This window comes from Streptomyces sp. NPDC001663, assembly GCF_042893105.1.
In the GTDB taxonomy this organism is placed as follows: Bacteria; Actinomycetota; Actinomycetes; order Streptomycetales; family Streptomycetaceae; genus Streptomyces.
On record NZ_JBIAUR010000016.1, the window covers coordinates 108826 to 120758 of the forward strand.

General features: G+C 71.4%; 10 protein-coding genes. All 10 read left to right on the forward strand.

Translation table 11 applies throughout. The features are described 5' to 3' along the window. The first annotated feature begins 61 nt into the window (after positions 1–61). A complete protein-coding gene (locus ACFY1L_RS40905) occupies positions 62–1345 on the forward strand; it encodes an FG-GAP repeat domain-containing protein (protein WP_388836609.1) in 1284 nt (427 codons plus the stop codon). Positions 1346–1537: 192 nt separating this feature from the next. Further along, on the forward strand, positions 1538–3013 hold the full coding sequence (locus ACFY1L_RS40910) for an FG-GAP and VCBS repeat-containing protein (RefSeq protein ID WP_388836612.1): 1476 nt from the start codon (positions 1538–1540) through the stop codon (positions 3011–3013). 70 nt (positions 3014–3083) lie between these two features. Next, complete coding sequence (locus ACFY1L_RS40915) at positions 3084–4520, forward strand: FG-GAP-like repeat-containing protein (RefSeq protein ID WP_388836615.1); 1437 nt, start codon at positions 3084–3086, stop codon at positions 4518–4520. After that, positions 4517–5923: a hypothetical protein gene (locus ACFY1L_RS40920; protein WP_388836618.1), complete on the forward strand. Its 1407-nt coding sequence runs from the start codon at positions 4517–4519 to the stop codon at positions 5921–5923. The genes ACFY1L_RS40915 and ACFY1L_RS40920 overlap by 4 nt, the downstream gene beginning before the upstream one ends. A 27-nt stretch (positions 5924–5950) precedes the next feature. Continuing rightward, complete coding sequence (locus ACFY1L_RS40925; RefSeq protein WP_388836621.1) at positions 5951–7393, forward strand: FG-GAP-like repeat-containing protein; 1443 nt, start codon at positions 5951–5953, stop codon at positions 7391–7393. Between the two features lie 59 nt (positions 7394–7452). Next, positions 7453–8421: a Yip1 family protein gene (locus ACFY1L_RS40930; RefSeq protein WP_388836624.1), complete on the forward strand. Its 969-nt coding sequence runs from the start codon at positions 7453–7455 to the stop codon at positions 8419–8421. A 180-nt stretch (positions 8422–8601) separates the two neighbouring features. After that, entirely contained in the window at positions 8602–9117 is a 516-nt protein-coding gene (locus ACFY1L_RS40935; RefSeq protein WP_388836626.1) for a hypothetical protein, read from the forward strand. Between the two features lie 91 nt (positions 9118–9208). Further along, a complete protein-coding gene (locus tag ACFY1L_RS40940; protein WP_388836629.1) occupies positions 9209–10051 on the forward strand; it encodes a DUF4097 domain-containing protein in 843 nt (280 codons plus the stop codon). A gap of 92 nt (positions 10052–10143) precedes the next feature. Further along, a complete protein-coding gene (locus tag ACFY1L_RS40945) occupies positions 10144–11145 on the forward strand; it encodes an ATP-binding cassette domain-containing protein (RefSeq protein ID WP_388836632.1) in 1002 nt (333 codons plus the stop codon). Continuing rightward, complete coding sequence (locus tag ACFY1L_RS40950) at positions 11142–11927, forward strand: ABC transporter permease (RefSeq protein ID WP_388836635.1); 786 nt, start codon at positions 11142–11144, stop codon at positions 11925–11927. The genes ACFY1L_RS40945 and ACFY1L_RS40950 overlap by 4 nt, the downstream gene beginning before the upstream one ends. Positions 11928–11933 lie beyond the last annotated feature (6 nt).

Genomic DNA, 11933 nt, shown 5'->3' on the forward strand with positions numbered 1-11933 from the left:
CCCCACCTCGAACGCGTGCATCATTGCCCAGGCGTTGTCGACGGTGCTGACGAGGTGAACGGTGCGCGTGCGAAGAGGTGGGATCTGTACGGCGGCCCTCTGCAGCACCCTTCTCCTCGCCGCCTGCGGCCCCGGTACCGAGGCGAAGACCGCCCACCACACCCCCGTACGGATCGCCGACGCCCCGGCCCGCCTCCCGATACCCCGCGGCAAGGGCAGCAGGACCGCCGACGACTTCAACGGCGACGGCCACCGCGACCTCGTGCTCGACGCCCTGGTGAAGGCGCACAGTCACGCCGACGACGCGGGCATCGGTGTCGTCTACGGCAGCGCGCACGGACTCACCCCCGGCGCCCGGCAGTTGCTCAGCCCCGCCAAGTACGCCGCCCGTACCAAGGGCCGACTCCCCGCGGTCTTCGACGCGGAGGCCGGCTGCGACCTCGACGGGGACGGCTTCACCGACCTGATCGTCTCGACCGACCCGCCCTACGACGGCCAGGGCCGGCCCTCGGTCCCCCTCCAGATCCTGTTCGGCTCACCCGCCGGACTGACCCACGCCGTCCACCTCACCGTCCCCGCCGCCGCCCGCTTCGGCAACGACTGGCCCGACCAGCCGGTCTGCGGCGACTTCGACGGGGACGACAGCGTCGATCTGGTTCTACATGCCTCCGGCGGCCAACTCAGCTACCTGCGCGGCCCGTTCAGCCGCAAGGGCCGCCCCCGCGCGGCCGGCGCCCCGATCCCCTCCACCGGCGAGTTCCCGACCGGTCCCGCGGCCGACGTGAACCACGACGGCTACGACGACCTCGTGGTCCGTACGACTCAGGGCACCAGCAAGGCGACCGTCGTGCTCGGCGGCCCTACCGGCCCGACCCGCACCGGAGTCGTCCTCCCCGAGGGCATCGACATCGCCCTCGGCCGCTTCGGGAAGGGCCGCGCCCTCGACGCGGCGGTCGGCGCGATGGGCGAAACGTCCCTGCGCTACGACCTCCCGACCCCGACGCGCGCCACCCTCCCGTCCCCCGGCTCCATGCTCGACGCCGCCGACTTCGACGGCGACGGCCTGAGCGAACTCGTCTCCAGCGGCTCGCAGTTGCGTGTGTTCCGGGGTCGTACGACAGGCCTGTCGAAGGCGGGAATGGTCACCGTCGAGCCACCGGCCCACGGCACCACCCGCGTGCTGACGGCGGGCGACTTCGACGGGGACGGTCGGGCCGACCTCGCGGTGCGGACGTACCGGGGGGAGACGCAGGACACCGTCGCCGTCTATGCCGGGGTGAAGAAGGGGCTGGTCGCGGACAAGCCCACGGTCACCTTCTCGACGTCGGAGTTCCTGGTCGGCTGACCGTCACAGGAGCATCGGAACGATTCAAGAATTTACCGAACTCACGTACAACCCTTACGCCCCGGAACAGGTCTCCTGATCGCCGACCGGCCCGTGAAACCGAGGACAACTCCCGGTGAACGCGGGTCGGCGCGCACCCCATCGACTGTGGATGCCCGCCAGGCATCCCCCGCATGCCGCAGGAGAACCCGCATGCACAAGCCTCTGCGACTCGCCCTCGCGACGGCCACCGCCGCCGCTCTGACGGGCGGTCTGCTCACCTTCACGGCCGTGACGGCCACGGCCGCGGACTCCACGCACGTCCCGCAGGCCGACTTCAACGGCGACGGCATCGGCGACGTGGCCTTCTCGGCCTCCGGCGCCTATGTGAACGGCAAGAAGAACGCCGGCCAGGTGGTCGTCCTCTACGGCACGGCCACCGGCGTCTCCTCCGCCAAGCGCTCCACCATCAGCCAGAACACCACCGGCAACCCCGGCACCGCCGAGACCGGTGACGTCTTCGGTGCGGAGACCGCGTACGCCGACTTCAACGGCGACGGCTACGACGACCTCGCGGTCGGCTCCCCCGGCGAGGACGTCGGCAGCGACACCGACGGCGGCGGCCTCGCCATTCTGTGGGGCTCCGCCTCCGGCATCACCGGCAAGGGCGTCGGCATCGCCGACCCGGCCCCCTCCAGCCACGACTACTGGGGCAAGAACCTCGCCGCCGGCGACTTCGACGGCGACGGCAAGGCCGACCTGGCCGTCGGCAGCTCCGCCTCCACCATCTACGTCTACAAGGGCGGCTTCACCACGTCCGGTACCGCCGGCGGCCGCTACACGATCAAGCCCCCCATCCAGAGCGGCGGCGACGCCAACGGCCCGCTGAACCTGACCGCGGGCGACGTCAACGGCGACAAGCGCACCGACCTGGTCGTCGACGGCTTCGAGACGAACACCGACTACGGCTGGAACCGCAACTACTACATCCCCGGCACGGCGAGCGGCCTGAGCGTCGCCTCCGCCCAGGCCCTCAAGCCCGGTGTGATCACCGCGATCGGCGACATCGACAACGACGGCTACGGCGACATCGTCAGCGGCGCCTACTGGAACGCCACCACGGGCGACGGCACCTCGATCCCGGACTCCGCCAAGGGCGGCAAGGTCTGGCTCACCTACGGCTCCGCCGGCGGCCCCAGCGGGTCCACCGGCATCACCCAGGACACCGGCAACGTCCCCGGCACCTCCGAGAACAACGACTGGTTCGGCTCCGAGCTGGACCTCGGCGACATCAACGGCGACGGCTTCCTCGACCTCGCGATCGGCGTCTCCGGCGAGAACATCGGCAGCGCCACCGACACCGGCGCGGTCACCGTCCTCTACGGCACGGCGAGCGGCCTGGACACCACCACCGGCGCCCAGTCCTTCGCCCAGTCCACCGCGGGCGTGCCGGGCAACGACGAGGACGGCGACGAGTTCGGCCTCGACGTCAAGCTCGACGACGTCAACGGCGACGGCAAGGCCGACCTGACCGTCGGCTCCGCCGAGAACGCGGGCAACGGTGCGGTGACCTACCTGCCCTCCAACGGCACCACGATCACCACCACCGGCTCCCGCACCGTCTCCCCGAGCACCTCGGGCGTGTCCACGACGGGAACGCCGTACTTCGGCGCCAACTTCGCCGACTGACCGTCCCTGTACCGGAGCCGGGCCCTCACCCTCGGGCCCGGCTCCTCCTCCTTCTCCACGGAGCCCCTCCTTGCGCAAGCGCACCCTCCTGCTGGCCGCGACGCTCACCACCGGCCTGCTCACCGCCCTGCCCGCCGCCACCGCCTCCGCCGCGCCCTCCGGCCTGTCCGGCGACTTCAACGGCGACGGCTACCGCGACACCGCGATCGCCGCCCCGTGCGCCACCGTCGGCTCGGCCTCGTGCGCCGGCTCGGTCGTCGTGCTGTACGGCTCGTCCTCCGGTGTGTCGGCCACCAGGAAGACCGTGATCACCCAGAACTCCACGGGCGTCCCGGGCACGGCCGAGGAGCTCGACCAGTTCGGCGGCAGCCTGGCCGCCGGCGACCTGGACGGCGACGGCTACGCGGACCTCGTCGTCGGCACCCCGAGCGAGAGCGTCGGCGACCGCGACGGCATCGGTGCCGCCACGGTCCTCTGGGGCTCCAAGTCCGGCCTGTCCGGCGGCTCTTCGCTGCCCTCGCCCTCCGGCCTCACCGAGTGGGGCGGCTACTCCTCCGGCATCGCGACCGGCGACTTCAACCGTGACGGCAAGACGGACGTCACCGTCACCGGTCAGAGCAGGACCGAGCTGTACCGGGGCCCCTTCGCCCGCACCGGCAAACCCGCGAGCCAGAGCGGCGTCTACGAGGTCGGCACGACGTACGAGGTGATCGCGGGCGACCTGAACGCCGACGGCGCGGCCGAGCGCGTGTACCCGTACACCCAGGACGACGACGAGGGCGGCGTCGTCGAATACATCCGCTACGACCCCGAGGGCTGGGACAACCACCCCGAGTCGGACTACGCCGCCACCGAACTGCCCGCCGCCGACGGCCACCAGGGCGTGGTCGGCGACGTCAACGGCGACGGTTACGGCGACCTCGTCCTCGGCGACCACGAGGACCCGCGCAGCGACAAGAAGACCGGCCACAAGGGCGGCCAGATCTCCGTCTGGTACGGCGGCCCGAACGGCCCCGACCCGGCCCAGACGCCGACCGTCATCAACCAGGACACGGCGGGCGTCCCCGGCTCCGGCGAGACCGAGGACCGCTTCGGCTTCTCGCTGGCCGTCGGCGACATCAACGGCGACAAGTACGCCGACGTGGCGGTGGGCGCCTTCGACGAGGACAACGGCACGGCCAAGGACTCGGGTTCGGTGACGATCCTGTTCGGCTCCGCCACCGGCCTCACGGGATCGGGCGCCAAGTCGTACACGCAGAACACCACGGGCGTCCCCGGCAGCAGCGAGACGGACGACGAGTTCGGCACCTCGGTCCGCCTGGTCGACCTCGACAAGAACGGCAAGGCCGATCTCGTCGTCGGCACCGGCCGCGAGAACGGCTACGGCGCCGTCACCGTCCTGCGCGGCACCTCCACCGGCCTCACCACCACCGGCGCCAAGTCCTTCACCGCCCGCGACTTCTCCCTCAAGGGCGACGCCGGCTTCGGCTGGGTGATCGCCCAGTGACGTACCGCCGGCTGGCCGTCCTGCTCGCGGCCTCCCTCACCCCGCTCGCCCTGACCGCCCCCGCCGCGCACGCGGCGACGCCCGCGAAGCCGTACGACTTCAACGGCGACGGGCGGGCCGACCTCGCGATCGGCGCACCGGCCGCCACGGTCGGCGGCAAGGCGAAGGCGGGCGCCGTGTCCGTCGTCTACGGCACCGCGTCCGGCCTCAACAGCACGAAGCACACGCTGATCACGCAGAACTCGGCCGGCATCCCCGGCACCGCCGAGACCGACGACGCCTTCGGCTCCTCCCTCGCCTCCGCCGACCTGGACCGCGACGGCTACGCCGACCTGGTCGTCGGCGCCCCCGGCGAGGACGTCGACGGCGACACCAACGACGGCACGATCGTCATCGTCTGGGGCGCCAAGTCCGGCCTGAGCAGCGGCCGTACGCTCGTCAACCACAACGACCGCGACAACGACCGCTACGGCAAGGCGGTGGCCGCGGGCGACTTCACCGGCGACGGGATGCCCGAGGTCGCCACCGGCTCGACCGGCACCTTCGGCCTCAACTTCGTCTCCGGCCCCTTCACCAGGACCGGCGCCTTCAACGGCGGCAACGGCGGCTCCTTCTCGTACCTCTCCCGCCCGTACTCGGAGTCGTACGGCATCGAGTACCTCTCCACCGGTGACGTCACCGGCCGCGGCTTCGCCGGCCTGGTCGCGCACGGCCGCGAGCAGGGCACCGACGACGCGGTCACCACCCTCGTGGACGGCAGCATCGGCAACTTCACCGACTGGCTGGTGACCATGCCCAGCGGCTATGTCTCCTCGGTCGGCGACATCGACGGCGACGGCTACGCGGACGTGGCGGTCGGCAACCACCGCGAGACCTCCGCCGACCCGGCCGGTGCGAAGGGCGGCAGGGTCACCATCCGCTACGGCGGCCCGGACGGCGCGGACACCTCCCGCGCGCCGTTCACCGTCACCCAGGACACGACGGGCGTGCCCGGCACCGCCGAGACCGGCGACGCCTTCGGCTCCGGCGTCTCGCTCGCCGACGTCAACGGCGACGGCTACGCCGACCTCGCGATCGGCGCGCCCGGCGAGGACTCCGGCGCGGGCGCGGTCACCCTCCTGTACGGCTCGGCCTCCGGCCTGAAGACCAGCGGCGGCAAGACCTTCACGCAGAACACCGCGGGCGTGCCCGGCAGTTCGGAGAAGGGCGACCGGTTCGGCGCCCGCGTCCTGCTGACCAGGGCCACGGGCCTCACGATCGCGGCACCGGGCGAGAACTCCGGCGACGGCGCGGTCTGGTCCCTGCCGAGCGCCTCGACGACCGGCGCGATCAGCTTCGGCCCGTCGGCCACCGGCGTCCCGACGGCGAGCACCCCCGGCTACGGCTCGGTCCTCGCCGGCTGACCCCCTCCAGACAACCCGAAGGAACCCATGCGCAAGCGCACCCTCCTGCTGGCCGCGACGCTCACCACCGGCCTCCTCACCACCCTCCCCGCCACGCTCGCCTCCGCCGCCCCCTCGGGCCTCGCCGGCGACTTCAACGGCGACGGCTACCGCGACGTCGTCGTCTCCGCGTCCACCGCGAAGGTGTCCGGCAGGACGGGCGCCGGCTACATCGCCGTCGTCTACGGCACCAAGAGCGGCCTCGACACGGCCAAGCGCCAGATCATCAGCCAGGCCACCACCGGCATCCCGGGCACCCCGGAGTCCGGCGACTACTTCGGTGACCGCGTGACCACCGGCGACCTGGACGGCGACGGCTACAGCGACGTCGTGGTCGGCGTGCACAGCGACCAGATCGGCTCGACCGACTCCTCCGGCGCCCTGACCGTGCTGTGGGGCGGCGCGGACGGCATCAAGTCCGGTACGGACATCTCCGCGCCGCTGCCCGAGTACCGCAACGAGCTGGGCTGGTCCCTGGCCGCGGGCGACTTCGACGGCGACGGCCACACCGACCTGGCGGCCGGCAACAACTCCACGCCCGACCTGAACATCTTCCGGGGCCCCATCTCCCGTACCGGCAAGGCGAGTTCACTCGTCGGCATCGACACGATCGAGCAGACCACCATCTACGCCGACAAGCTCGTCGCAGGCGACGTCAACGGCGACGGCAAGGCGGACCTCCTGGTCATGGGCCAGGAGGAGATCAACGGCGGCGACGCGTACCGCACCCGCAGCGTCCTCTACACCGGCGACGCCACCTCGACGGTCAAGGTCGGCAAGAAGCTCGCGGGCGGCTACGACGGCGTCATCGCCGACGTGAACAAGGACGGCTACGGCGACATCGTCACCGGCAACTTCATGGAGAAGTCGACCACCGAGCCGAACGGCGGCCTCGGTGGCGCGGTGACGGTGACGTACGGCGCGTCCGGCGGCCTGTCCACTCGCACCCCGGTCCGCATCACGCAGGACACGGCGGGCGTGCCGGGCACGGGTGAGAAGAACGACTCCTTCGGCTGGAGCCTCTCGGCCGGCGACGTCAACGGCGACGGCTACCCGGACATCGCGGTCGGCGCCGCCGACGAGGCCCTCGGTTCGGCGAAGCGGGCGGGCACGGTGACGATCCTGCGCGGCTCGGCGAGCGGCCTGACCGGCACCGGCGCCAAGTCCTTCTCGCAGGACACGGCGGGCGTGCCCGGCTCCGCGGAGAGCTACGACAACTTCGGCTGGGCCGTCCTGCTCGCGGACGCGAATGGAGACGGCCGCTCCGAGCTGGTCGCCTCCGCACCGGCCGAGAACACCGGGGACGGCGCGGCCTGGCTGCTGAAGTCCACCACGTCCGGCATCACGGCGACCGGCTCGAAGTCGTTCAACGGCACCACGCTGGGCGGGCCCGCGGCCGACGCGTCCTTCGGCGACGTCCTCACGGGCTGACGGCCGGACGACGGTCGGCTGACGCTCCCTAAGGGGCCACCCCACCGTCCCCTTAGGGGATGTCACAGGTCGGCCGCAAAGCCGGGCCCGAACCGCCGGGCCCGGCACGTCACTCTCCGGGACCAGGTACGTTCGAAGGCGTGGCTGGATTCAGGATCGGACGGGGCGGCCGGAACAACGGCGCTCCGCAAACGCGACCGCAACACCCCCCGCACGGGCAGCAGGCGCCGCAGGGACAGTCGTACGGCTACCCGCAGGCGCCGCAGCAGCCGTACCCGTACCAGGGGCAGCAGCAGTACGGCGGCGGATACGGCGGCCAGGACGAGCCGGAGTACTTCGGCGACGGCGGCGGATACGCACCGCAGGGCAACCCGGACCCGTACGCGGCCAACAACCCGGGCCACACCCAGGCGTTCTCGGTCGGCGAGGACCCGTACAACCAGGGCGGCACCTACCGCGCGGGCTCGGCCGCGGCGGCCCCGGTCGGGCCGCGCCTCCACTGGAAGGACCTGCTGAGGGGCATCATTCTGTCCCCCACCCAGACCTTCCTCCAGATGCGCGACTACACGATGTGGGGCCCGGCCCTCATCGTGACCTTCCTCTACGGCCTCCTCGCGGTCTTCGGCTTCGACGGCGCCCGCTCGGACGCGATCAGCGCCACCCTCGCCAACGCCGTCCCGATCGTCCTGACGACCGCCGTGGCGATGGTGCTGTCCTCCTTCATCCTGGGCGTGGTCACCCACACCCTGGCCCGCCAGCTCGGCGGCGACGGCGCCTGGCAGCCCACGGTCGGCCTCTCCATGTTGATCATGTCCCTCACGGACGCCCCCCGCCTGGTCTTCGCCATGTTCTTCGGCGGCGACGCGACGTTCGTCCAGGCCCTGGGCTGGGCGACCTGGGTGGCGGCCGGCGCCCTGCTGACGATGATGGTCTCCCGCTCCCACGACCTCCCCTGGCCGAAGGCCCTGGGCGCCTCGGCGATCCAGCTGATCGCCCTGCTGTCGATCGTGAAACTGGGCACGTTCTAGCCGCTCGTGCGGCACGACGAGAAGGGCCCCCGGCACATGGCGCCGGGGGCCCTTACTCATGGCGCCACATGGCATCACGTGGCGCCGGGTGACACCATCCGGCGCCAATCGGCGCCATATGGCGCCATTAGGTGCCCTGAAAGGTTGCATGTGGCACCACGGCGATGCCATGATGGCGCTATGGACCTCACCCCGTATGTCGACACCCTCCGCCGCGAACTCGCGGTGGCCGCCGAAGCCGGCGGCGACGAAGCGCGCGAGCTGGCCGAACGGCTCACCGCTCCCCTGGAGTCGGCGACCCGGCTGATCATGCTCAACGTGCTCTCCGCCGCGATGGACGAGATCACACGCGAACTCGCCCCCGGCTCGGTCGACGTACGGCTGCGCGGGCTCGACCCCGACTTCGTGGTGACACCGCCGCCCGGCGGAGGCTTCGCGGAAGCGGACGACGCGCCCGTCGAACCGGTCAGCGCACCGGCACCCGCCGACGGCGACGAGGGAGGCACCGCCCGCGTCAACCTGCGTCTGCCGGCCCATCTCAAGGCGCGTGCCGAGGAGGCCGCGAGCCGCGAGGGCCTGTCGGTCAACGCATGGCTGGTGCGAGCCGTGTCGGCTGCGGTCGACGGCGGCGCACAGCAGCGCACTCCGCAGCGGACCCGCACCGTCGGACAGAGCTTCACGGGCTGGGTGCGCTAGCCGCACCCGTCCCCGAACAGCACTTCGCACTTCACCCACACCGCGCCCCACCTGCGGGGACGGCTCAAGGACTCATGAGGACGGGACAGCCATGCCTTCTTTCGACACTCCCGAACAGATTTCGGTCACCGCCCACGTGGGCGCCGGCTCCATCCGCTTCTCCGCGGCCGACCGTCTCGACACCGTCGTGGAGGCGCGGCCCCGCGACCCGAAGAGGGACAAGGACGTGCGGGCCGCCGAGCAGACCGAGATCGCCTACGCGAGCGGCGTGCTGACCGTCCGGACGAAGGAGCGACGCATGATCGGGCCCAGCGGAATCGTCGACGTGACGGTCGAACTGCCCACGGGATCGGACATCGACATGACCGGCCCCTGGGCCCAGGTGCTCGGTGAGGGCCGGCTCGGCGAGGTCCGGGTGAAGACCTCGGTCGGCGACGTCCGCCTCGACGCGACCGGGCCGCTGAAGCTGACCGTGTCGCACGGTTCGATCGTCGTGGACCGGGTCGACGGGGCGGCCGAGATCAGCACCAGCTCCGGCAACGTGCGCGTCGGCGTCGTCGACGGCCCCGCCGTCCTGAAGAACTCGAACGGCACTACGACCGTCGGCGCCGTGACCGGCGAGCTGCGGGTGAGCGGGACCAACGGCGGCATCGACATCACGCGCGCCGGGGCATCGGTCACCGGCACCTCGACCAACGGCTCCCTCCGGATCGCCGAAGTCGCGCGCGGCGAGATCCAGTTGGAGACCTCCAACGGCCCCATCGAGATCGGCATCCGCGAGGGCACCGCCGCCTGGCTCGACGTCAGCTCCAACCGCGGGCAGGTCCGCAACATGCTCGCCGCGTCCGAGGCCCCTGAGCAGACCGAGGACACCGTCAAGGTCCGCGCACGGACCAACTGGGGCAACATCGACATCCTCCGCGCCAAGGCCTGAGCGCCACCTCCTCAACCGGCCACCTCCTCAAGCGGCCACCTGCTCAACAGGCCTCATCCTTCACTCACTTCAGCCTTCGATCGGAGGGCTCCATGCCTTCTCCTGTCATGCCCACGTCCAGGCGAGCAGACGGTCACACGTCGCCGGCCGCCGTCTCCGCCGCCGGTCTGCGCAAGTCGTACGGCGACAAGACCGTGCTCGACGGCATCGATCTGCACATCCCGGCCGGATCCGTGTTCGCACTGCTCGGCCCGAACGGCGCCGGCAAGACCACCACCGTGCAGATCCTGTCCACGCTCATCACCGCCGACGGCGGGCAGGCCCAGGTCGCGGGCCACGACCTCGCCGCCGACCCGCAGGCGGTCCGTGCCGCGATCGGTGTCACCGGGCAGTTCTCCGCCGTCGACGGCCTGATCACCGGCGAGGAGAACATGCTCCTCATGGCCGACCTGCACCACCTCACCCGCGCGGAGGGACGGCGGATCACCACCGAACTGCTGGCCCGCTTCGACCTGCTGGACGCCGCACAGAAACCCGCCTCCACCTACTCCGGCGGCATGAAACGCCGCCTGGACATCGCCATGACCCTGGTCGGCCACCCGCGGATCATCTTCCTCGACGAACCCACCACCGGCCTCGACCCCCGCTCCCGCCACAACATGTGGCAGATCATCCGCGAGCTGGTCACCGGCGGCACCACCGTCTTCCTCACCACCCAGTACCTGGAGGAGGCCGACCAACTCGCCGACCGCATCGGAGTGTTGAACAACGGCAGGATCGCCGCCGAGGGCACCGCCGAGGAGCTCAAGCGGCTCATCCCCGGCGGACACATCCGGCTCCGCTTCACCGACCCCGCCGCCTACCGGTCCGCCGCCTCGGCACTGCGCGAGACCACCCGGGACGACGAGGCGCTGGCCCTGCACATCCCCAGCGACGGCAGCCAGCGCGAACTGCGCTCCCTCCTCGACTGGCTGGACGCCGCAGGCATCGAGGCCGACGAACTGACCGTGCACACCCCCGACCTCGACGACGTGTTCTTCGCCCTCACCGGGCCCGGCAACGTCCCCAACCAGCCCAAGGAGTCTGCCCGATGAGCGCCCTGTCCCTCGCCGTACGCGACTCGAAGACGATGCTGCGGCGCAACCTGCTGCACGCCCGCCGCTACCCCTCGCTCACCCTGAACCTGCTGCTCACCCCGGTCATGCTGTTGCTGCTGTTCGTCTACATCTTCGGCGACGCGATGAGCGCGGGCATCGGCGGCACCGACCGCTCCGACTACATCGCCTACCTCGTCCCGGGCATCCTGATGATGACCATCGGCGGCACCGTGATCGGGGCCGCGGTGTCCGTCGCCACCGACATGAACGAGGGCATCATCGCCCGCTTCCGCACCATGGCCATCCACCGCGGCTCCGTACTCATCGGACACGTCGTCGGCAGCGTGCTGCAGTGCGTGATGAGCGTGGTCCTCGTCGGCGCCGTCGCCGTGGCCATCGGCTTCCGCTCCACCGACGCCACCGCCCTGGAATGGCTGGCCGCGTTCGGGCTGCTCGCACTCTTCGCCCTGGCGCTCACCTGGATCGCCGTCGGCATGGGCCTGGCCAGCCCGAACGCCGAAGCAGCCGCCAACAGTGCCCAGCCGCTGATCCTCCTGCCGCTCATCTCCAGCGCCTTCATCCCGGCCGACGCGATGCCGGGCTGGTTCCGGCCGATCGCCGAGTACCAGCCGTTCACCCCGGCCATCGAGACCCTGCGCGGCCTGCTGCTCGGCACCGAGATCGGCCACAACGGCTGGCTCGCCATCGCCTGGTGCCTGGGCCTCGCGGTGCTCGGCTACTTCTGGTCGGCCGCGAAGTTCAACAGCGACCCGAAATAACGGCAG

Coding starts and splice junctions, on each gene's coding strand:
- ACFY1L_RS40945 (WP_388836632.1), top strand. CDS start 10,144: ATGCCTTCTCCTGTCATGCCCACGTCCAGGCGAGCAGACGGTCACACG.
- ACFY1L_RS40930 (WP_388836624.1), top strand. CDS start 7,453: ATGTCACAGGTCGGCCGCAAAGCCGGGCCCGAACCGCCGGGCCCGGCA.
- ACFY1L_RS40925 (WP_388836621.1), top strand. CDS start 5,951: ATGCGCAAGCGCACCCTCCTGCTGGCCGCGACGCTCACCACCGGCCTC.
- ACFY1L_RS40950 (WP_388836635.1), top strand. CDS start 11,142: ATGAGCGCCCTGTCCCTCGCCGTACGCGACTCGAAGACGATGCTGCGG.
- ACFY1L_RS40940 (WP_388836629.1), top strand. CDS start 9,209: ATGCCTTCTTTCGACACTCCCGAACAGATTTCGGTCACCGCCCACGTG.
- ACFY1L_RS40935 (WP_388836626.1), top strand. CDS start 8,602: ATGGACCTCACCCCGTATGTCGACACCCTCCGCCGCGAACTCGCGGTG.
- ACFY1L_RS40910 (WP_388836612.1), top strand. CDS start 1,538: ATGCACAAGCCTCTGCGACTCGCCCTCGCGACGGCCACCGCCGCCGCT.